Origin of the sequence: Actinoplanes sp. NPDC049598 (genome assembly GCF_040675435.1) — a bacterium.
Lineage (GTDB): Bacteria > Actinomycetota > Actinomycetes > Mycobacteriales > Micromonosporaceae > Actinoplanes.
Map to the genome: position 1 here is coordinate 44,519 of NZ_JBFAOX010000010.1, position 19,830 is coordinate 64,348.

The 19,830-nt window shown below is 71.0% G+C and carries 23 protein-coding genes; 5 read left to right on the forward strand and 18 right to left on the reverse strand.

Annotated elements, in window-relative coordinates; genetic code table 11:
• Positions 1-31: 31 nt before the first annotated feature.
• Positions 32-1,294: a serine--tRNA ligase gene (gene serS / locus AB0J66_RS23180; protein WP_364664062.1), complete on the reverse strand. Its 1,263-nt coding sequence runs from the start codon at positions 1,292-1,294 to the stop codon at positions 32-34.
• 61 nt (positions 1,295-1,355) lie between these two features.
• Entirely contained in the window at positions 1,356-2,123 is a 768-nt protein-coding gene (locus tag AB0J66_RS23185) for a hypothetical protein (protein WP_364664064.1), read from the reverse strand.
• 67 nt (positions 2,124-2,190) lie between these two features.
• Between AB0J66_RS23185 and AB0J66_RS23190 the strand changes: the two genes are divergently transcribed.
• The 3 genes from AB0J66_RS23190 to AB0J66_RS23200 are packed head-to-tail and all read left to right on the forward strand — an operon-like array spanning position 2,191 to position 3,805.
• Positions 2,191-2,619, forward strand: a complete 429-nt coding sequence (locus tag AB0J66_RS23190; RefSeq protein WP_364664066.1) for an OsmC family protein — start codon at positions 2,191-2,193, stop codon at positions 2,617-2,619.
• A 49-nt stretch (positions 2,620-2,668) separates the two neighbouring features.
• Positions 2,669-3,010, forward strand: a complete 342-nt coding sequence (locus tag AB0J66_RS23195; RefSeq protein WP_364664727.1) for a metallopeptidase family protein — start codon at positions 2,669-2,671, stop codon at positions 3,008-3,010.
• 57 nt (positions 3,011-3,067) lie between these two features.
• Complete coding sequence (locus AB0J66_RS23200; RefSeq protein WP_364664069.1) at positions 3,068-3,805, forward strand: AIM24 family protein; 738 nt, start codon at positions 3,068-3,070, stop codon at positions 3,803-3,805.
• A 313-nt stretch (positions 3,806-4,118) separates the two neighbouring features.
• Here the strand turns inward: AB0J66_RS23200 and pheA are convergent, their stop codons facing one another.
• The 5 genes from pheA to AB0J66_RS23225 form a co-directional block, all read right to left on the reverse strand.
• Entirely contained in the window at positions 4,119-5,048 is a 930-nt protein-coding gene (gene pheA, locus AB0J66_RS23205; protein ID WP_364664072.1) for a prephenate dehydratase, read from the reverse strand.
• Positions 5,049-5,066: 18 nt separating this feature from the next.
• Entirely contained in the window at positions 5,067-5,660 is a 594-nt protein-coding gene (locus AB0J66_RS23210; protein ID WP_364664074.1) for a hypothetical protein, read from the reverse strand.
• A 23-nt stretch (positions 5,661-5,683) separates the two neighbouring features.
• Positions 5,684-6,073, reverse strand: coding sequence for an ACT domain-containing protein (locus AB0J66_RS23215; protein WP_364664076.1), 390 nt, complete (start codon positions 6,071-6,073; stop codon positions 5,684-5,686).
• A 67-nt stretch (positions 6,074-6,140) separates the two neighbouring features.
• Positions 6,141-6,602 (reverse strand): PAS domain-containing protein, encoded by a 462-nt coding sequence (locus AB0J66_RS23220; protein ID WP_364664078.1) that lies wholly within the window; start codon positions 6,600-6,602, stop codon positions 6,141-6,143.
• A 105-nt stretch (positions 6,603-6,707) separates the two neighbouring features.
• Positions 6,708-7,388, reverse strand: coding sequence for a hypothetical protein (locus AB0J66_RS23225; protein WP_364664730.1), 681 nt, complete (start codon positions 7,386-7,388; stop codon positions 6,708-6,710).
• Between the two features lie 351 nt (positions 7,389-7,739).
• On the opposite strand from AB0J66_RS23225, the gene AB0J66_RS23230 reads away from it, so the two are divergent.
• Complete coding sequence (locus AB0J66_RS23230; protein WP_364664081.1) at positions 7,740-8,936, forward strand: arginine deiminase; 1,197 nt, start codon at positions 7,740-7,742, stop codon at positions 8,934-8,936.
• On the opposite strand, the gene AB0J66_RS23235 is transcribed toward AB0J66_RS23230, so the two are convergent.
• The 9 genes from AB0J66_RS23235 to AB0J66_RS23275 all read right to left on the reverse strand — a co-directional run bounded on the left by AB0J66_RS23235 (position 8,933) and on the right by AB0J66_RS23275 (position 17,114).
• On the reverse strand, positions 8,933-9,664 hold the full coding sequence (locus tag AB0J66_RS23235) for a glycoside hydrolase family 16 protein (RefSeq protein WP_364664083.1): 732 nt from the start codon (positions 9,662-9,664) through the stop codon (positions 8,933-8,935). The genes AB0J66_RS23230 and AB0J66_RS23235 overlap by 4 nt on opposite strands.
• A gap of 159 nt (positions 9,665-9,823) precedes the next feature.
• Positions 9,824-10,702, reverse strand: coding sequence for a DUF5926 family protein (locus AB0J66_RS23240; protein ID WP_364664085.1), 879 nt, complete (start codon positions 10,700-10,702; stop codon positions 9,824-9,826).
• A gap of 38 nt (positions 10,703-10,740) precedes the next feature.
• Positions 10,741-11,925 (reverse strand): HAMP domain-containing sensor histidine kinase, encoded by a 1,185-nt coding sequence (locus AB0J66_RS23245; RefSeq protein WP_364664088.1) that lies wholly within the window; start codon positions 11,923-11,925, stop codon positions 10,741-10,743.
• A 56-nt stretch (positions 11,926-11,981) separates the two neighbouring features.
• Positions 11,982-12,782, reverse strand: coding sequence for a glycerophosphodiester phosphodiesterase family protein (locus AB0J66_RS23250; protein ID WP_364664091.1), 801 nt, complete (start codon positions 12,780-12,782; stop codon positions 11,982-11,984).
• Positions 12,779-13,114 carry a rhodanese-like domain-containing protein gene (locus AB0J66_RS23255; protein WP_364664094.1) on the reverse strand — a complete coding sequence of 112 codons (336 nt, stop codon included), beginning with the start codon at positions 13,112-13,114 and terminating at the stop codon, positions 12,779-12,781. Before AB0J66_RS23255 ends, AB0J66_RS23250 begins: the two co-directional genes overlap by 4 nt.
• Before the next feature lie 19 nt (positions 13,115-13,133).
• Positions 13,134-14,354 (reverse strand): LCP family protein, encoded by a 1,221-nt coding sequence (locus tag AB0J66_RS23260; protein WP_364664097.1) that lies wholly within the window; start codon positions 14,352-14,354, stop codon positions 13,134-13,136.
• 101 nt (positions 14,355-14,455) lie between these two features.
• Positions 14,456-16,129: a cation acetate symporter gene (locus AB0J66_RS23265; protein ID WP_364664100.1), complete on the reverse strand. Its 1,674-nt coding sequence runs from the start codon at positions 16,127-16,129 to the stop codon at positions 14,456-14,458.
• Complete coding sequence (locus AB0J66_RS23270) at positions 16,129-16,488, reverse strand: DUF485 domain-containing protein (RefSeq protein WP_364664102.1); 360 nt, start codon at positions 16,486-16,488, stop codon at positions 16,129-16,131. The genes AB0J66_RS23265 and AB0J66_RS23270 overlap by 1 nt, the downstream gene beginning before the upstream one ends.
• Positions 16,489-16,604: 116 nt before the next feature.
• Positions 16,605-17,114, reverse strand: a complete 510-nt coding sequence (locus tag AB0J66_RS23275) for a flavin reductase family protein (RefSeq protein ID WP_364664105.1) — start codon at positions 17,112-17,114, stop codon at positions 16,605-16,607.
• Positions 17,115-17,219: 105 nt separating this feature from the next.
• On the opposite strand from AB0J66_RS23275, the gene AB0J66_RS23280 reads away from it, so the two are divergent.
• Complete coding sequence (locus AB0J66_RS23280) at positions 17,220-17,447, forward strand: hypothetical protein (RefSeq protein ID WP_364664108.1); 228 nt, start codon at positions 17,220-17,222, stop codon at positions 17,445-17,447.
• 1 nt (position 17,448) lies between these two features.
• Here the strand turns inward: AB0J66_RS23280 and AB0J66_RS23285 are convergent, their stop codons facing one another.
• Both AB0J66_RS23285 and AB0J66_RS23290 read right to left on the reverse strand, forming a co-directional pair.
• A complete protein-coding gene (locus AB0J66_RS23285) occupies positions 17,449-19,041 on the reverse strand; it encodes an ABC transporter permease (RefSeq protein ID WP_364664111.1) in 1,593 nt (530 codons plus the stop codon).
• On the reverse strand, positions 19,032-19,814 hold the full coding sequence (locus AB0J66_RS23290) for an ABC transporter ATP-binding protein (RefSeq protein WP_364664114.1): 783 nt from the start codon (positions 19,812-19,814) through the stop codon (positions 19,032-19,034). Before AB0J66_RS23290 ends, AB0J66_RS23285 begins: the two co-directional genes overlap by 10 nt.
• Between the last annotated feature and the right edge of the window lie 16 nt (positions 19,815-19,830).

The following is a 19,830-nucleotide window of genomic DNA, read 5'->3' on the forward strand; positions in this document are numbered from 1 at the left end:
GCCGGGCGGTGTATGGACCGTTAGCCCTTGATCAGCGGGTCGGCTCGAGGACGTCCCGGCCCCCGAGGTACGGCTGGAGCGCCTTCGGGACGCGCACCGAACCGTCCGGCTGCTGGTGGTTCTCGAGGATCGGAATCAGCCAGCGGGTGGTCGCCAGCGTGCCGTTGAGCGTGGCCGCGGTCTGCGGCTTGCCGTCGGCGTCCCGGTAGCGGATGTTGAGCCGCCGGGCCTGGAAGGTCGTGCAGTTCGAGGTCGAGGTGACCTCGCGGTAGCGGCCCTGCGACGGCACCCAGGCCTCGCAGTCGAACTTGCGCGAGGCGCTCGAACCGAGGTCGCCGGCCGCCACGTCGATCACCCGATAGGGGATCTCGACCTTGGCCAGCATCTCCTCCTCCATCGCGAGCAGGCGCAGGTGCTCCTCGGCGGCCTCCTCCGGCTTGCAGAAGGAGAACATCTCCACCTTGTCGAACTGGTGCACCCGCAGGATGCCGCGCACGTCCTTGCCGTACGACCCGGCCTCGCGCCGGTAACAGGACGACCAGCCGGCGAAGCGCTCCGGGCCGCTCTCGAGGTCGAGGATCTCGTTCGAGTGGTACGCGGCCAGCGCGACCTCCGACGTACCGACCAGGTAGAGGTCATCGGCCTCGAGCCGGTAGACCTCGCTCGCGTGCGCGCCGAGGAAGCCGGTGCCCTCCATGGACTCCGGCTTGACCAGCGACGGGGTGATCGACGGGACGAAGCCATGCTCCACCGCCTGGGCGATCGCCATCTGCAGCATGCCCAGCTGGAGCAGCGCCCCGACCCCGGTCAGGAAGTAGAACCGCGAGCCCGAGACCTTGGCCCCGCGCTCGGTGTCGATCGCCCGCAGCGCCTCGCCGATCTCGAGGTGGTCCTTCGGGTTGTCGATCTGCGGGCGGTCGCCGACCTCGCGCAGCACGACGAAGTCGTCCTCGCCGCCGGCGGGCACACCCTCCTGCACCACGTTGGGCACGGCGAGGTGGGCCTGGCGCAGCGCCTCGTCGGCCGCGCTGGTCTCGGCCTCGGCCGCCTTGACCTCGGCCGCCAGCTCCTTGGTGCGGGCCAGCAGGGCGGCCCGCTCGTCGCCGGAGGCCTTGGGCACCTGCTTGCTCAGCGATTTCTGCTCGGCCCGGATCGCCTCGAACCGCCGGGTGGCGGAGCGGCGGGCCTCGTCGGCGCGCAGCAGCTCGTCCACCACCTCGGTGGACTCGCCGCGCACTCGCTGGCTGGCGCGGATCCGGTCGGGGTCGTCGCGAAGCAGACGCAGGTCAATCACGATTGACGAGCCTACCGGCGACCGGGACCGTTCTTCATCCGGATATACCCGGGTGTCCCGGTCAGCGAGCGTCGTCGGAGTACGTGGTGAACGGCTTGGCCGGGGCCACGGTCAGGTCGAGCGGCTCGTCGGGCTGCTTCTCCTCGTCGCGGTCGCGGGCCGGCGGGCGCCGCCACGACCACGGATCGGCCGGCTCGGCGGTCTCGCCGGTGGCCGCCTCCCCCGGGGCCGCCGGCGCGCCGAGGTAGCGGCCGGCCAGGTAGAGGGCGGCCAGGGTCAGCGCCATCGCGACCAGGGCGCACCAGATGCCCCGCCCGTAGGTGAAGGAGATCTGGTCGGTGTCGAGTGCGATCTCGTAGACCCGGTCGATCGCGCCGCTGCGGTCACCCAGCGAGGCGGCCAGCGCGATCAGCAGGCCGAGCGACGTGCCGGCGAAGCTGAGGCCGGCCAGTCGCGCATAGCGCCGGCCGGCGGGCGGGCCGAACAGGGTCAGCACCACGGCCGGGATCACGAGGAACAGGCCGATCAGGTAACCGGTGCCGAGCGCGCCGAGATCGCCGATCTCGGCCGAGACCGTACGCGGGCCCGAGTCGCCGCCGAGCATCTCGGCGTCGATCGTCGTGACCTGCCACTCGGAGAAGAGCGAGGCGAGGGCGGCGACGGCGGCCAGGCCCCCCAGCAGCGGCACGACCCGCCGGTCGGACACCAGCTCCCGGACGGAACCGATGGACGGCCACCGCGAGCGGCGGGTGGGTGGCTCCGGGCCGAAATCGACCACCGACTCGGCGGGGGCGACGCCGAGGTCGATCGGCTGCTGCTGGGCGGGCATGGGAACCATGATGACCGGTGCGCAGGTCCCCCGGCCACCGGCCGAAGGATGGACTAGCGTTCTCGATATGCCTATTCGTACCGCAACCGCCCGCTGGCAGGGGAACCTCACCGAAGGTTCCGGCACGATCAAGACCGGCAAGGGCGGCATTCAGGGGAACTACTCGTTCAAGTCGCGCTTCGAGGAGGGTGAGGGAACGAACCCGGAGGAGCTGATCGGCGCCGCCCACTCCGGCTGCTACTCGATGGCCTTCTCGAAGGCGCTGGCCGACGAGGGCTTCACGCCCAACTCGGTCGAGACCGTCGCCAAGGTGCACCTGGACAAGACCGACGCCGGTTTCAGCGTCACCCGGATCGACCTCGAGACCGTGGGCGACGTCCCCGGCATCGACGACGCCGCCTTCCAGAAGATCGCCGAGGCCGCCAAGGAGGGCTGCCCGATCTCCCGGCTGCTCTCGCCCGGCGCGCAGATCACCCTGAGCGCCAAGCTCGCCTGATCCTGATCGACCGGCGCGCCACGGGCACAATGGTGGCGTGCCGGTCGAGATGAGCACCGAACGCTTCGAGGAGTTGGTGGGCGAGGCCCTCGACGAGGTGCCCCCCGAGCTCCTGCGGATGATGAACAACGTCGTGATCATGGTGGAGGATCTCCCACCGGACGGCAGCGACGATCTCCTCGGGCTGTACGAGGGAACGGCGCTCACCGACCGCGGCTGGGACTACGCCGGTGTGCTGCCCGACCGGATCACCATCTTCCGCCTGCCCACGCTGAAGATCTGCGACACCGAGACCGACGTGATCGACGAGGTCGCGATCACCGTGGTGCACGAGATCGCCCATCACTTCGGCATAGATGATCACCGCTTGCACGAGCTCGGCTGGGGTTAGCCCAGTTGAGAGCCCCTCCTACCCTGTGATCCAAGGCCACACAACAGGAGGACGTTCATGCGCAGTGAGCTTTTCTCGGCGGAAAATCTCGAGAAGGAGTCGGCCCAGCCCGGGTTGCGGCTGCAGAACTCCAAACTGCTCAAGGCGGAGCTGAACGGCGAGTTCATGGCCCGCGTGGGTTCGATGGTCGCCTACCAGGGCCAGGTCAACTTCGAGGCGCTCGGCTCGGGGGGCATCGGCAAGTTCCTCAAGCAGAAGCTCACCGGCGAGGGCGTCCCGCTCATGCGGGTGAAGGGCCACGGTGACGTCTTCCTGGCCGAGCGGGCGGCCGACATCCACCTGATCGACCTCGAGCCGGGCGACGCGCTCTCGATCAACGGCGCCAACGTGCTCGCCTTCGACTCGTCCCTGCAGTACGACATCAAGATGGTCAGCGGGGCCGGGATGATGTCGAACGCGGGCCTGTTCAACTGCGTCTTCAGCGGCCAGGGCCGGATCGCGGTCACCACGCACGGCACCCCGGTGGTGCTCACCGTCGACCAGCCCACCTATGTCGATCCGCAGGCCGCGATCTGCTGGTCGGCCACCCTGCAGACCGGCTACCACCGGGCCGAGCAGCTCGGCATGGGCACTCTGCTGGGCCGCAGCACGGGCGAGCGTTTCACGATGAGCTTCGCCGGTCAGGGCTTCGTCGTCGTCCAGCCGTCCGAGGAGCCCCCGGGCGGCCTGGCCGGCCTCGGCGGCGGCAACCAGCAGCAGGGCGGCGGCGGCATCCTGGGCAACCTCTTCGATTGAGCCTCCTGGCGCCCATCCTACGGCTTCCCGGTCGCGGCGAGGCTCTGAGAACGGCACCCGTCTAGCCACGGGTGCCGTTCGCTTTGCTGGGCCGGCGGCGGAGTGAACAGTCACTTCGACCTCCGGCAAAAGGTCCGTCGGGCTGATTTCTCACTACGGTATGTGTCGTCACCCGCCGGTCTCTCACCGGACGCACACCTGTCTCATGATCTAGTCGCAACGTCATCGGGCGACCGCGGGGCGTTATGAATCTGATGCCGGGCGCGTGAGAGTCGGCGGCGCGAGTTGTTGCCAGACCGGTAGGTCGCTGGTGTCAGGCCGTTTCGCCGGAGCGGATCTGGGCGAGCCACGCGGCTGAGTCGGCGAAGTCGGCGTTGGAGAGCCCTCGAGGTGAGGCGACGGGGGCCTCGGGAACGAGGCGGTGCCGGGGGTAGCTCCCCAGGAAGCGGACCTCCGCGCAGATGCGGCGCAAGCCCTGGAGGGCCTCGCCGAGGCGGGGCTCGGCCACGTGGCCGGTGCAGTCGAGGAAGAAGACGTACGTGCCCAGCTGCTCACCGGTCGGGCGGGACTCGATGCGGGAGAGGTTGATCCCGCGCACGGCCAGCTCGGTGAGCACCGCCAGCAGGGCGCCGACCTGGTCGCGCCGGATCGAGACGGCCAGCGACGTGACGTCGTCGCCGGTCGGCCCGGCCGGGCGGCTGGGGCGGGTGAGCAACGCGAAGCGGGTGACCGCCTCCGGGTTGTCGGCCACCTTGTCGGCCAGCACGGTCAGGTTGTTGCGGGTGACGCCGATGGGGGCGCAGAGCGCGGCGTCGTGCTCGCCCGCGGCGGCGCTGATCGCGGCGGCCGCGTTGGAGAGCACGTCCACGATCACCGCGTCCGGCGCGTGGGCCCGCAGCCAGTTGCGGCACTGGGCCGAGGCCTGCGGGTGGGCGGCGATGGCGCGGATCGCGGGCAGCGGGGTGGGCTGCCGGGCCGCCAGCACGAACTCGACCGGGAGCACGACCTCCTGGGTGATCACCAGCGGGGTGCCGGTGGCCAGCTCGTCCAGGGTGACGGGGACGGCGCCGCCCACCGAGTTCTCCAGCGGGACCAGCGCGGCGTCGGCCTCACCGGCGCGGACCGCCTCGAGGGCCTCGGGGACGCTGCGCGCGGGGCGGCGGTCCCCCTGCTCGGCCGCGGGGATCGTGCGCAGGGCGGCCTCGGTGAAGGTGCCCTCCGGGCCGAGATAGACGAAGCGCATGGGGCGAAGTCTAGGTGCTCAGAAGCCGCAGGCGAGCACGCGGATGCCGGGCGGCGCGCTGTTCTGCACCGGGTCGATGCAGACCTCCGTGCCCGCCGCGACCAGCTTGAGCGTGGCGCCCGAGCCCGTGGCCACCACCATGAACGGATCCTCTTCGACGCCGCTGAGCTCGAGCGCGGTGAAGGACCACACGCCCGAGCAGCGCGGGCCCTCCTGCACCTTGAGCGGCTTGCCGGCCATGCCCTGCTGCTGCTTGGCCAAGGCCACGATCTCCGGGCCGGTGGGCGCCGTCGTGCACTTGGGCGCGTGCGAGGGGGTCGGCGTGGGCGATTTCTCGGTCGGCGCCGTGGTGGTCGGCGGCAGGGTGGTCGCCGTGATCGCCGTTGTCGGCGCCACGGTCGGATAGGTCGTGGGCAGCGGCGGCACGGTGACCGGCGGGGTGGTCACGGGCGGAGTCGCCGGCAGGGCGAGCGACGGGTCCAGCGGGATCGGCGCCACGCTGGCGGTCGCGTAGGTCGGGGAGGTCGGCTGCGGTTGCGGCGGCTCACCGCAGGCGGCGAGGAGCGCCGGACCCACGATGATCAGGGGGATGACACGTGTGCGGGGGAACACCCGGACATGCTAAGCCCGCCGGATCAGGACGCAATGCGATGACCGGCGGCGTGCAGGGTGTCCATGGCCTCGGTGAGACGCACGGCCGGCACCAGCAGGTAGTCGGTCGTGTAGGTGGAGAACGTCACGATGTTCACGCGGGCGTCGGCCAGTGGGCCGATCAGCGAGGCCAGCACCCCGGTCAGCGCGAGGTCGAGCGGCCCCACCACCCGCAGGCAGCGCCAGGCGGTGTCGGCCGTGGCGCCGTCGGGCACCCGGTCGCTGGGGCAGATGATCGACAACTCCTCGGGCGCCCAGCTCAGGGAGATCACGCTTTTCTCGTCCGGCCCCTCGCTCAGCGAAGCCGGAATCGGTGCGCCGGCCGGAAGGCGGCACACCGCGTACTCCCCTGGTAGCAGGTCGAGATCGAGCATGAACGCAGACTACGTTTCGCCGATCTTTCCTGCCTATGCCCTCCAGGTGCGGTAAACACCACAGCGCTTAATAACGCACCGGGGAGAAGAAGGTCAGCGAGCCCGCCACGCGCTCGTTGTCGAACAGCGGCGTGGCGATGGCGTCGACCGTCAGCGGCGGCTCGCCCGGGCTCGGCACCACGCGCAGCAGGCCCCGGGCCAGGCGCTCGCTGCGCACCGCGAGCAGCGGCGGGATCTTGTCCGCGTCCGACTCCTCGAGCTCGCCCGCGCCGGCCGTGAAGTCGATCAGGTGCAGCACGCCGCCGAGCGGTTTGCCGATCACCTCCGGCGGCTTGCCCAGGCCGAGCAGCTCAGCGGCCGAAGCCGAGAGCGCCTGGATCGTGGTGGAGTTGTCGATGATCAGGCACGGCTCGGCGGCGGCCGCAACGGTCGCCGTCCACCTCTCGAGACTGGGGACGAACTCGGCCTCGGACGGTGTGCGCGCCTGGGGGACGAACGCTCCGGAAAGTGAGAGTTCGACGTGCGCCACCCGGTCCTCCTCGCTCCTGCGGATCGACGGCGGCGCCGCGGCCGCGACCGGTCACCCGGGCGCTCGCCGCGGCGATGAAGCCGTCGACATCAACCGCAAGGAACGTTACCGGCGAGCCGGACGCTTGTCAGCGGCCGTTTGTCCGTCAGCGTGCCAGCGGTAGTCGCCGGCCGGCCGGTACGGGGCGTTGGCCCAGGTCGCGGGGTGGCTGGCCACGGCTGAGAGCTTGCTCGCGGTGGCCGGCGAGATGCGGGCGCCGCCGGCGATCAGCAGACGGTCGAGCTCCTTGTCGGTGGCGACCAGCACCTCCTTGGGCAGGCCGTGGACGCTGATCACGCCCGACCCGACGAAGGTGAGCACGGGGGTCACGGGGACGCTCAGGCCGACCGCGGCCGAGAGGGCCTTGCTGGCGCGGCGGGCCTCACGGCGGGCCTCGGCGATGTACGCCGGGCGCTTGCCGTTGATCTGGACGACGTCGCCGGCGATGAGCACGCGGGCGCGGCCGTGGTCGGCGACGGTCACCGCGTAGACCCCACCGGGGCCGATCGCCAGGAAGCCGGCGCGGTCGTCGGCCGGGTCGGGCTCGTAGTGGCCCAGGGCGTCGGTGCGCGGCCAGTCGACGATGTGCCAGGCCGGGCCGAGACGGTCCAGGCGGGTCAGGGCGCGGTTACCCGCGGCCTCGAGACGCTTGGCGTCGCGCTCGGTGCGGCGGCGCTTGAAGTACTCGGTGGGCGTGGTGCGGGGCGGTGCCTCCAGCGCTGCGGGCTGCGCGAGAGATCGATCGATGAGGCTGGTGGGCTTCGCGGGCAGAGCGGGGCGTGCGGGGAAGACAGTCACTTCGACCTCCGGCAAAAGGTCCTTCGGGCTCTCTTTTCACTACCGTAAGTGCTCGACCCCATACGGAAGCAAGACACCAGGGCGGAAAGAAAGGGGAGTGAGTGGGGATGAATGCCGCATTCACGCATCGCTACTTCTTGCGGATGGTGCATCTCGGCGCCTGTTCCCCTGTTCGACTGGTTCTCGGACAAAGTTAGTCGGATCCTCGGGACCATGCACGGCTGTCTCATGATCTAGACAGAACGTCATCGGCCGATCGCTGGGAGTGCCGGGAGATCGACTGGGGAGTACCGTCGGCCTGTGGCGCACTACGTCGACAGCGAGGTGGGCAGGCTCCGTACGGTGCTCCTGCACCGCCCGGGGCCCGAGCTGGCCCGCCTGACCCCCCGGAACAACGACTCGCTGCTGTTCGATGCGATCCCCTGGGTGGGCCGGGCCCAGGAGGAGCACGACGCGTTCGCCGCGGCCCTGCGCGAGCGCGGCGTCGAGGTGCTCTACCTCGGCGAGCTGCTGGCCGAGACGCTGGCGGTCACCGAGGCGCGCGACGAGCTGACCGCCGGGGTGCTGGCCGACCGCCGGCTCGGTGACACCCTGCGCGACAGCGTCGGGCGCTACCTGGCCGATCAGGATCCGCGCCGGCTGGCCGACGTGCTCATGGCCGGCCTGGCCCACGAGGAGCTCAAGCCGGGGCCGGGCGGCCTGGTCTACGAGCTCATGGACCGGCACGACTTCGTCATCGACCCGCTGCCCAACCTGCTGTTCACCCGCGACTCCTCGGTCTGGGTGCGCGACCGGGTGGCGGTCACCAGCCTGGCCATGCCGGCCCGCAACCGGGAGACGAAACTGACCCAGGCCATCTACCGCTACCACCCGCGCTTCGCCGCGGCCGAACTGCTCTACGACCCCGGGCTGGAGCACCTCGAGGGCGGCGACGTGCTGCTGCTGGCGCCGAACGTGCTCGCCATCGGTGTCGGCGAGCGCACCACACCGGCCGGCGCCGAGCGGCTGGCCCGGCGGGTCTTCGCGGCCGGGCTGGCCCACACGATCCTGGCCGTGCCGATCGCCCAGGAGCGGGCGACCATGCACCTGGACACCGTGTGCACGATGGTCGACGTCGACGCCGTGGTCATGTACCCGAACATCGCCGACACCCTGAAGGCGTACACCGTCACGCCGGACGCCGACGGGGAGCCGCGGGCCCGCGGGCCGAGGCCGTTCCTGGAGGCCGCGGCCGAGGCGATGGGCATCGAGCGCCTGCGCATAATCGACACCGGTCTCGACCCGGTCACCGCCGAGCGCGAGCAGTGGGACGACGGCAACAACACGCTCGCGATCGGCCCCCGGCTCTGCGTGGCTTATGAGCGGAATGTCGAAACCAACGCCCAGCTGGAACGGGCCGGCATCGAGGTCGTCCGGATCAGCGGCAGTGAGCTCGGCAGCGGCCGCGGCGGTCCCCGCTGCATGAGCTGCCCCATCGAGCGGGTGCCGCTCGGCTAACCGGAGTGCTTCACCCGCGAGACGACCAACTCAGGCACCGGCACCGGGCCGTCAACCGCCCGATCAGGAAAGTCAAAGACCGCGATCTCCAGCTGTACGGGGTAGTCCGGCGCCTGATTCACGCGCTTGACCACCTCGCCGTCGATCGTGAACGTCAGCGATCCAGGACGCCACTGCACGCCATACCGGTGAAAGTCCGAAATGTCACCCGAGAAGTGGACCGTTTCCCAATCCTCGGTGAGCTTGGGATCACGGAAGCGGTGCAGGCCCATCCCGACCTCGTGCGGAGCGGTGCCGAAGACCTCCATCACGCAGATCTCGCCGGAGAGCTCAGGAATGGTCTCGATGCCGGAGAGCCAGCAGGCGACCATCGACCGGGGCGTGACGACGCCGCGCATGGTGATCTCGAAGTCGCCGTAGAGCGGCGTGAAGCCCCAGAACTCACCCTGCTCCTCGCGAACTCGGAGCCCGTCCTTGAACGGCTGGCCGCCCTCGGTGCTGCCGAGCGGCCCGGAGTAGTTCGCGCTCTGGATGCCGGAGACCCGCAGCGGCGTCTCGTGTACGCCCTCGGCCCACAGCGGCTGGCCGGCGGGGATGCTCAGCCGAAGCTCCCCGCCGCCCACCTCGTACGTCGCCTCCGAGCTCGCCCGCGAGCTCCAATGCGGCAAATACCACGGAACCCAGACAGAGCGGTCCAACTCGTCCGCTGCGAACCGCTCATCAAGCACGTCAAGCCCTCTATGAGCGCGACCAAAGTCGCATTGCGCCCGTCGGTGTCGAGGGCGCCGAAAACGACAAGGCGCAGCCGAGGTCGTTTTCGGTGACCACGACACCGGCTCCTTGGGGCGCAATGCCCGCCGAGCGCAGCGAGGCCATCAGCACAGCCATTAGCGGAGCGTGAGCTGCCGGCCGATCAGGCCCTGCTTGGCGCGGCGGGCGTCGGCGTCCAGCGGGCCGGTCTCGGCCAGGGTGTCGGCGTAACGCTTGGCGAAGTCGGCCAGCGGGGCCTCCCAGTCGGCGCCCTCGGGCTCGCCGGGGATGTCCCAGACCGGCACGAGCAGGCCGTGGGCCCGGAACATGCCGGCGAACTTGGTGTTCTCGCCCAGCAGCAGCTCGCCGGCGGCCGAAAGGCGGGCCAGCGCGTCCAGCGCCTTGTCCTCCTCCTCGGGCAGGACCCAGCGGACGTGACCCTTGTCCGGCGCGATGCGGCACCAGTACGCCGCGTGGGCGCTCTGCAGCCGTACGGTCGGGTAGATCGAGGCGTTCGCCCGTTCGAGGGACGCCTTCACGTTCGGGTCCTCGGCCTGGTCGGCGTCGAGCCAGTACTCGAAGCCGTCGTGCATGGTGATCTCGAGCGGGCCGTCGACCAGAACGTCCTGCAGGCGCGGGCCCTCGCCGGGCAGCGCCGGCACCGACACCGTGTCGCCGGGCCCGGTGCGCAGCGCGCTGAGGATGGCCACCGCGAGGTCGCGGGAGACGTCGCCGGACTGCACGTGCCGCTGCAGGCCGATGAAGACCCGGCCGTCCTGGCGGGTCATGGCCGGCCAGGCCATCGGCAGGACGGTGGACAGGGTGACCGGGCGGTCGCCGTACTCCTCGATGATCTCGGGCTTGAGGGTCAGCGGCGCGGAGGCGGCCGGGACGAGCTCACGAAGCGCGATCCACTCCGGCTCGTCGGCCATGCCCTCGAAGGGCCGGGCCACGAAGATGTCCCGCACCTTCTCGCGTTTCGGTGCGGACTGGCGTTGGTTGCGACGCTTGCTCACGGCGACACAGCCTAGGCGGTGAAGCGCCGCGTGTCTTTTCAGGCTCGCGGGAGGCGTACCTCGGCGGTGGTGCCGCCGCCCTCGCGCGGGCGCAGCGAGACCCAGCCGTGCTGGCGCTCCACGAGCCGGCGCACCAGGTAGAGGCCCAGGCCGGCGCCGGGGTGGTGCTGCCGGTCGCCCGACTCGGCCTGCCAGTAGCGCTCGAAGGCCCGCTCGACGTGCTCGGGCCGGATGCCGGCGCCCCGGTCGGAGACCCGGAAGCGCAGCGTCTCCTCGTCGGCCCCGGCGCAGAGCTCGATCAGCGAGTCGGGCGGCGAGTACTTGTCGGCGTTGGTGGTCAGCTCGGTCAGGATCGTGGCGATCGAGTCGCGTTCGCCGTACGCCTTCGGCAGCTCGGCCGGCAGGTTGCCGGTCAGCATGCGCCGGCGCAGGTCGGCCGGCAGCTCCTCGACCGCGGCCCGCAGCGTCTCGGACAGGTCGAACGGCCCGGCCGGGGCGCCGCCGATCTCGCCGTCGGCGCTGGCCGCGGAGAGCAGGCGGTCGACCAGGCGGGCCAGCTCACCGGCGCGGGTGCCGATGATCCGGACGGCCTCCTGGCGCCCGGACTCGCCGAGCGAGTCCCAGTGGTTGGTGAGGGTGTCGGCGTACCCCTTGATCACCGTGACCGGGGTCCGCAGCTCGTGGCTGGTGACGGCGACCCAGAGGTCACGGTCGTCCTGCCGGGCGGCGCTGTGCACCGGCAGGCCCGCGCGGGCCGCGTAGAGCCGCCCCACGTGCGCGGCGAGCAGCTCCAGCACCGCGTGGTGCTCCGGGCCGGGATCGCCGTCAGCGTCGCCGAAGTAGACGTGCAGCGAGCCGACGATCGTCTCACCCACCTCGCAGCGGGCGCCGAGCATGCGCCGCACGTCGCCACCCTCGACGTGCTTGGCGAACTCGTCGTTGAGCGAGTCGAGCGGGATGAGCAGGGTGCGGCCGCCGCGCAGCCGGGAGTCGGCGCGGTCGACCCGGCGGCCGATGGCCGGGGCGCAGGCGCCGGTGGCGGCGATGATGCGGCCGTGGTCGGGTGCATACTCCGCGAAGCCGGCGCCGCGGCCGCCGAGCGCCTCCTGGGCCAGCCGGACGACGTGCTGCAACGCCGGCAGGCCCGTCTCGCCGGCGTTGATCCGGTCGAGGATGGCGATCTGACCTCGCGTCAGCGCGCTGTAGTCGGGGCGGTCCGGCATGCTTGCGAGTTTGCCTCGCTTCCCCGGCTTTGGGCAGGGCCGGAGAGTGTCGTGCGTCACACTTGGGCGAGACGGTCCAGGACGAAGCGCGGCCGGTCGGTGATGATCCCGTCCACCCGCTGCTCCAGCACGAGCTCGAGGTCGGCCGCCTCGTTCACGGTCCAGATGTACGCCTGATGGCCGGCGGCCCGGATCGCGGGGACCAGCCCCGGCCGGGCCCGCACCAGCCCCACCCCCGGCCCGGCGATGCGGGCCCCGAACGGCAGCCGCCCCCGGGTCACCCCGACCCCGGGCGGCAACAGCTCGACCAGGTAGACCGTCGGGATGGTGGGCGCCTGGGCCCGGATGCGCCGCAGCGCCAGCGCCGCGAACGACATCACGGTCACCCGGACGGGGTCGTCCGGCTTCTGCTCGGCCAGCCCGTGCCGGCGCAGCATCTTCACGAGCCGGCGCTCGACCTCGGCGCCGAAGCGTGACGGATGCTTGGTCTCGATGAGTAGCCGTACCGGCCGGCCGCTGTCACGCACCGCTCCCAGCAGCCGGTCGAGGGTCAGCAGCCGGGTGAGGTCGGGCAGCGGCTCCTCGTCGACCGGGTAGCCCGGGTGCCAGGAGCCGAAGTCGAGCGAGTCGAGCTCGGCCAGCGTCTTCGTGCTGACCAGGCCGCGGCCGTTGCTGGTGCGCCCGAGCCGGCGGTCGTGCACGCAGACCAGGTGGCCGTCGCGGGTCAGCCGGACGTCGCACTCGAGCCCGTCCACACCGTCCTTGAGCGCCTGCAGGTAGGCGCCCAAGGTGTGCTCGGGCAGCTCGTCCCCGCCGCCTCCTCGGTGCGCGAAGACAAGTGGGCGGTAGTGACTCACAGGACTTGGGCCGGCTGCCCGTTCTCGCTGATCACCTCGCGACCCGAAGCCTCCCAGGACTTCATGCCGCCGTCGAGGTTGCGCACGTTGTCCCAGCCGTTGCCCATCAAGTAGGACACGACCTGGCCGGAGCGGCCGCCGGAGCGGCACACCACCACGACCTCGACATCGGTCGGCACCTCGGCCACCCGGGCCGGGATCTCCATCATCGGGACGTGGTGGGCGCCGGGCGCGTGGCCCGCCGCCCACTCGTCGGGCTCGCGAACATCGAGCAGGTACGCGCCGTCCTCGACCTCGACGGCAGTCACGCTGGGCACTTGGGGTCCGAACACGGCATCAAGCCTACGGGGCTCAGCCGCCGGCGTTGGCGGTCGACCCCTTCTTGAGGTTCGCCGTCATCCAGGAGCCGAGCTCGTCGGCCGCGACGGCCTTGTAGAGACCCAGCGCCTTCTCCCGGTCGGCGACCACCACGGACTGCCCGGAGATGGTCTCGCTGCCCTTGTTGGGGCTGGTGATGAAGGTGAGGTTGTCGCCGCGGACGCCGCGCAGCTCGGAGGCCATGTCGGTCAGCGAGAAGTCGTTGTCGACGGTGACGGCGGCGGTGACCGACTTGAGGAAGGAGTTGAGCTTGCCCGGGTTGGTGATCGTGCCGGAGCTGGTCGCCTTCTCCATCAGGGCCTTGAGGAACTCCTGCTGGTGCTGCATGCGGGCGAAGTCGCCGCGGGCGAACTGCTTGCGCTGACGCACCCAGTCGAGCGCCTGCTCGCCGTTCATGTGCATCATGCCCTTCTTGAACACCCGGTGCGGCTTGTGGATCGACGTGATCGTCTGCTCCACCTTGAGGTCGACGCCGCCGAGCGCGTCGGTGACCTCCTTGAAGCCGCCGAAGTCGATCGCCATGACGTGGTCGATCTTGACGTCGGTCATGCACTCCACGGTGTGCACCGCGCGCGGCAGGCCGCCGAAGGCGAAGGCCGCATTGATCTTGGCGCGGCTGCCGTCGCTGCACTGGGCGTCGTTGCTCTTGGGGATGGTGACCCACAGGTCGCGGGGGATCGAGATGAGCTGGGCGCTCTTGTGGTCCTCGGGGACGTGCATGAGGATCAGCGTGTCGGCCCGCCACTTGCCGGCCCCGTCGTCCTTCGAGTCGGGGTCACGGGAGTCGCTGCCGACCAGCAGGATGTTCTGCGCGCCCTCGATCGCCTTGGCCGGACGGTCGTCCGACAGGCCGTTGAAGGCGTCGGTGCGCTTCAGGTCGTTGTCGAGGCCGCGGGCGTACCCGTAGAGCGAGATGCCGGCGATGACCGCGATGATCAGCAGCGCCAGGCCGCTGAGCAGGGCGATACGGCGCCAGCGGGGCCGCGGGCGGTTGCCCCGGTAGGAGTTGCCACCGCCTCCGCCCCCGCCGGGCGGCCGGCCACCGCGCCCGCCGCCGCCACCCCCACCGCTGCCGCGGGGCGGCCACTCCTCGCCCGGCCCGGACGGGCGTGACGGACGTGCCGATGCCCGGCCCGCGGGCGGAACGGAGGCTCTTCCCGACTGGTTGCCGTACGGAGAGGTGGGAGCAGACATGAAAGCAAGGTTACGGACCCCGCGCCCGTTCGCCTCGTCTTAGCGGGCGACGCGGCACGAAGGGGGGAGAGGACCGCTCTCCCCCCTGCCAAATGTGCTGGTCAGTGCGCCCCGTGGCCGGTCAGCGACCGGACCTCGAGCTCGGCGTACTTGTCGGCGTCGGTCTCCTTCGAGATCACCGTGCCGATCCAGCCGGCCAGGAAGCCGGCCGGGATCGAGATGAGACCCGGGTTGGAGAGCGGGAACCAGTGCCAGTCGTGGTCGGGGAACATGGCCGTGGCCGAGCCGGAGACGACCGGCGAGAAGAACACCAGGCCGACCGCCACGATCAGGCCACCGTAGATCGACCACATCGCGCCGGAGGTGTTGAACCGCTTCCAGAACAGGCTGTAGAGGATCGCCGGCAGGTTGGCCGAGGCGGCCACCGCGAACGCGAGGGCCACCAGGAAGGCCACGTTCAGGCTCTGCGCGAAGATCGACAACGCGATCGCCACCGCGCCGATGACCAGGGCCGAGATCCGGGCGACCCGGACCTCGTCCCGCTCGGAGGCCTGCCCCCGCTTGATCACGTTGGCGTAGAAGTCGTGCGCGAGGCTCGACGACGAGGCCAGGGTCAGACCGGCCACCACGGCGAGGATCGTGGCGAAGGCCACCGCCGCGATCACGGCGAGCAGGATCGCCCCGCCGGTGTCACCGCCGAAGTAATCGATGCCGAGCGCCTGGGCCAGCTGCGGCGCGGCCGTGTTGCCGGCCTTGTCCTGGGCGGTGATGTTCTTGCCGCCGACCAGGGCCGCCGCACCGAAGCCGAGGGCCAGGGTGAACAGGTAGAAGACGCCGATGATGCCGATCGCCCAGAGCACGCTCTTGCGAGCGATCTTGCTGGTCGGCACCGTGTAGAAGCGGGTCAGGATGTGCGGCAGGCCGGCCGTGCCGAGCACCAGCGCGATGCCCAGCGAGAGCAGGTCCATCTTGCTGTAGAAGGTGGCCGACGCGCTCGCCGTCTCGACGCCGTAGCGCAGACCCGGCTCGAGGAAGGCCGCGCCCTTGCCGGACTGCTCCGCGGCGTCGCCGAGCAGGTTCGACAGGTTGAACTTGTAGTGCGCGAGCACCAGGATCGTCATCAGCAGGGCGCCGGTCATCAGCATGAACGCCTTGACGATCTGGACGTACGTGGTGCCCTTCATGCCGCCGACCACGACGTAAACGATCATCAGAGCGCCGACCAGGATGATGGTGGCGACCTTGGCCGTGTCCGCGTCCATGCCGAGGAAGGTCGTGCCCGGCTTGATGCCGAGCAGCAGTGAGACGAGCGCGCCGGCGCCGACCATCTGCGCGATCAGGTAGAAGATCGACACGACGATGGTGGAGACGCTGGCCGCCGTACGGACCGGGCGCTGGCGCATCCGGAACGCCAGCACGTCGGCCATCGTGTACCGGCCCGCGTTGCGCAGGTACTCGGCCACCAGCAGCAGGGCCACCAGCCAGGCGACCAGGAAGCCGATCGAGTAGAGGAAGCCGTCGTAGCCGTAGAGGGCGATCAGGCCGGCGATGCCCAGGAAGGACGCCGCCGACATGTAGTCGCCGCCGATCGCCATGCCGTTCTGGAAGCCGGAGAACTGGCGGCCGCCGGCGTAGAAGTCGGTGGCGGTCTTGGTCTGCCGGCTGGCCCAGATCGTGATCCCCAGGGTGATCGCGACGAAGACCAGGAACAGCGTGATCGTGAGCCCGCGCGAGGAGGAGGCGGTGGCCTCGGCGGCGAACAGGTGGCTGTGCATCAGTCGTCGCTCCCCTTGGCGTTCGGGGTCGGGCCCGCGGACAACTCGGCGTGGATCTTGTCGGCCAGCGGGTCGATCTTCTGGGCCGCGTAGCGCGAGTAGTACCAGGCGATGAGGAACGTCGTCACGAACTGGAGCAGGCCGAAGACCAGCGCCACGTTGATGTTTCCGACGATCTTGGCGCTCATGAAACCGCGGGCGTACGCGGAGAGCAGGACGTAAAGGGCGTACCAGAGGAAGAACGCGGCCGTCATCGGGAAGACGAAGCTGCGGACAACGTGGCGCAGCCGTCCGAATTCCTCGGACTGCTGCACCTCCAGGTACCTCTCGGCGGAGGTCGAGGGCACTTCGGTAGTCACCGGGTTTCACCACCTTCGGTGGGGCGGACTTTCCGGCAACGTACGGAGATATCGCAGCCGCCACCGACGCCCGGTCGGCCGCTGCGCCGAGTGGTGGTCTGAATGCGCCGAGCGGGTCAAAGCTCCCGGTACCGCCCTCGATAGTGGATCAACGGCGCGCTCGCCGAATCGATTGTGATCGACTCGATCACCGCTTCCACCAGCATTGCCCACCCGAACGGCCGCGACGACTCCAGCCGGCAGCCGGCCCACGAGCCGTGCCCGGCCGGTATCGGCCCGTACTCGGTCTCGGTCCACTGCTCGATCGTGAACAGCCCGCCGGCGGCCGGCATCAGCCCGGCGAACCGGTCGGCCAGTTGACGGTCGGCCGGGGTCAGCGGGATGACCGTGAACCGGCAGGTGCTCTCCACCGCCTCCCAGAAGTCGCTCTCGTCGTCGATCAGGCCCAGGGCCCGGCCCGGGTCGCCGTCGGCGATCAGGGTCGACGACACGGTCAGCCCGGCCGGGCCGGGCGTGGTCCAGAGGGTGACCGGGCTGGCCAGCCGGCCCCGCAGCCGGCGGACGGCGGACTTCTCCTCGTCGGGGGTGGCGAAGGGATCGGTCGAGTGAATCGTCACGACGACCATTCTGGCTTCGCCGGCCGAAGGCGTACGACGCCGGGCGGGATTACGCCCCGCTCACTGAGAGATTCCTGCGAGTAACGTGGCCCTTCTACTCAGGGAGGGTCGCGGATGGACGAGGCGTTGCCGCGACCCGGCGACGTGCTCTACGTGGGTGGTGCGGCCAGCGTCCAGTTCCAGGGCGATCGGGCCCTCACCCTGCGGGTGATCCGCGTCGACGAGCGGCTGACCTACAACGGCTGGCTCTGGATCGACGGCTACGTGCTCGGCCCGTCCGGCGAGGCGATCGAGCGGCGGGTGATCTTCGTACGGCAGGACGGCCTGGTCAAGCGGCGCTGACTCACCGGCCGGCCGTGACCGCGGCCAGCACCTCGGGCATGCGCTTGTCCAGCAGGTCGCCGGCCACCCCGGAGCCGATCAGGTAGGCCGCGCAGCCGTAGGCGATGCCGGCCGGCAGCCCGAGCCACAGCCAGGCGTCGCCGAGGAAGAAACCGACGACCTGCAGCGGGGCCGACACCACGATCGTGGCCAGGATCGCGCCGAGGGTGAGCAGGCCCTTGGCCGCGCCGCCGCCCGAGGAGAGCGCGAACGGGCTGGTCGTCTCGGGTAGCGCGTAGGCCGCGAGCACCGAGATCGGCAGCACCACGCCGAGCCCCACGCCGTACGCCGCGACCAGGCCGCCGAACTGCGCGCCGATCGCCTCCGGCCGCCCGCCGACCACGGTCGCCACGATCGCCACGACCACCAGCAGCGGCATCGTGAACAGCGCGTGCGCGGCCGCCCGCGAGTGGATCTCGGTGCGGCCGGGCACACCCGCGGTCAGGTTCGCCGCGTACGCGCTGCCCTCGTACCCGAACTGGTTGGCCAGCCCGATCGCGGCCAGCGCGCCCACGAACAGGGCCACCGGGCTGACCGACCCACTGCTCATCGAGATCGAGACCGGCAGGAAGAGACCGACCACGGTGAAGGTGATCAGCGAGGCGCGCCGCCGGGTCTCGCGCAGCCAGTAGCGGACCTCGCGTGCGACCAGGGCGCCGAACCGGGTCGCGGGCAGCCGGCGGCCGAACAGCAGACGGCCCACGAGCCGGTCGACCGGTGATCCGGTCTCGGTCGCCTCGCCGCCGCGCCCGCTCGCGGCCGCGCCGAGCATGGCCCGCTCCAGGGTCGCGCTCCACCACCACAGCAGGGCGGCGATGGCGGCGCAAGCGATCAAGAGCTTGAGCGGTACGGCCCACACGCGCCCGGCGGCGACATCGAGGCCGACCGAGAACGGCGCGCCCAGCGGAGTCCACCCGGCGATGTCGGCGACCGTCCCGAACGCCGCCCAGTCGGCTCGCTGCAGGGCGGCCAGCACCGCCAGCTGCAGCGGCCCGAGCAGCGCGGCCGTCACGGCGAGCAGGACGACGGCCAGGTCGCGGGAGCGCCGCGACCGCAACCCGGTGGCGAAGGCGCTGGTCACCGCGCGGCTCACGGCGACGCAGAGCAGGAGCCCGACGAGGATCCCGGCCAGCTGGACGAGAGCCGCCGGGGCGCCGCCGAAATGGGCGGCCGTGGTGACCGCCCCGGCCGTGGCGACGAGGGTGGCCACGGCCGGCAGCCCGACCAGGGCGGCCACGAACAGCCCGACGATCAGGGTGCGGCGGCGGAGCGGGAAGAGCGCGAAGCGGGCCGGGTCGAGCGACTCGTCGACGCCGAAGAAGACCAGCGGCAGCACGACCCAGCCGAGCACCAGCGCGGCGCCGCCGAGCGGCAGCAGGATGCCCGCCGCCTGCTCGTTGTCGAGCACCCCGGGCGAGGCGAAGATCGCATAACCGGCGACCGCCCAGATGCCGGAGACCAGCAGGCCGGTCACGAACAGCGCGACGCGGCCGGGGCGGCCGCGTAAGCCGTTGGCGATCAGCCGCAGCTTGAGCCGGACGAAGGCTAGAGCCACGCCAGCTCCGACCCGGTGGCCACCCGGGCCCCGACCACCTGGACGAAGACCTCCTCCAGGGACTTCTCGCCGCGGACCGCCTCGAGCGTGCCGTGCAGGCGCAGCACGCCGTCGGAGAGGATCGCCACGTGCGAGCAGAGTCGCTCGACGACCTCCATGACGTGGCTCGAGAAGATCACCGTGCCGCCGCCGGCCACGTACCGCTGGAGGATGTCGCGGATGCGCGCGGCCGAGACCGGGTCGACCGCCTCGAACGGCTCGTCGAGCACCAGCAGCCGCGGCGCGTGCAGCAGCGCGCAGGCCAGGCCGATCTTCTTGCGCATGCCGGCCGAGTAGTCGACCACCATCGTCTTGTTCGCCGTGCCCAGCTCGAGCACGTCGAGCAGCTCGCGGGCGCGCTGGTCGACGGTCGCGGCGTCCATCCCGCGCAGCAGGCCGTGATAGGCCAGCAGCTCAGGACCGGTGAGGCGGTCGAAAAGGCGTACCCCGTCGGGCAGCACGCCGAGCCGGGACTTGGCCGCCACCGGGTCGGCCCACACGTCGTACCCCAGCAGTAGAGCCTGACCGGCATCGGGGCGTAAGAGACCGACGGCCATGGACAGAGTGGTGGTCTTGCCGGCCCCGTTGGGGCCGAGCAGGCCGTAGAAGGAGCCGGGGGGGACGTCGAGGCTGACCCCGGAGACGGCGAGCTTGGTGTCGAAGCGCTTGACCAGACCGCGCAGCGACATCGCCACCGGTAGCTGTTCTTCGGAACGCTGCGCCGGCACGGTCATGGTCTCGAACGTAGCA

What these genes read in the sequence shown, in the direction of transcription:
- AB0J66_RS23185 (WP_364664064.1), bottom strand. Translation starts at nt 2,123, where the DNA reads ATGCCCGCCCAGCAGCAGCCGATCGACCTCGGCGTCGCCCCCGCCGAG.
- AB0J66_RS23190 (WP_364664066.1), top strand. Translation starts at nt 2,191, where the DNA reads ATGCCTATTCGTACCGCAACCGCCCGCTGGCAGGGGAACCTCACCGAA.
- AB0J66_RS23195 (WP_364664727.1), top strand. Translation starts at nt 2,669, where the DNA reads ATGAGCACCGAACGCTTCGAGGAGTTGGTGGGCGAGGCCCTCGACGAG.
- AB0J66_RS23200 (WP_364664069.1), top strand. Translation starts at nt 3,068, where the DNA reads ATGCGCAGTGAGCTTTTCTCGGCGGAAAATCTCGAGAAGGAGTCGGCC.
- pheA (WP_364664072.1), bottom strand. Translation starts at nt 5,048, where the DNA reads ATGCGCTTCGTCTATCTCGGCCCGGAGGGCACCTTCACCGAGGCCGCC.
- AB0J66_RS23215 (WP_364664076.1), bottom strand. Translation starts at nt 6,073, where the DNA reads ATGCTCGATCTCGACCTGCTACCAGGGGAGTACGCGGTGTGCCGCCTT.
- AB0J66_RS23245 (WP_364664088.1), bottom strand. Translation starts at nt 11,925, where the DNA reads ATGCCGGACCGCCCCGACTACAGCGCGCTGACGCGAGGTCAGATCGCC.
- AB0J66_RS23260 (WP_364664097.1), bottom strand. Translation starts at nt 14,354, where the DNA reads ATGTCTGCTCCCACCTCTCCGTACGGCAACCAGTCGGGAAGAGCCTCC.
- AB0J66_RS23265 (WP_364664100.1), bottom strand. Translation starts at nt 16,129, where the DNA reads ATGCACAGCCACCTGTTCGCCGCCGAGGCCACCGCCTCCTCCTCGCGC.
- AB0J66_RS23275 (WP_364664105.1), bottom strand. Translation starts at nt 17,114, where the DNA reads ATGGTCGTCGTGACGATTCACTCGACCGATCCCTTCGCCACCCCCGAC.
- AB0J66_RS23280 (WP_364664108.1), top strand. Translation starts at nt 17,220, where the DNA reads ATGGACGAGGCGTTGCCGCGACCCGGCGACGTGCTCTACGTGGGTGGT.
- AB0J66_RS23290 (WP_364664114.1), bottom strand. Translation starts at nt 19,814, where the DNA reads ATGACCGTGCCGGCGCAGCGTTCCGAAGAACAGCTACCGGTGGCGATG.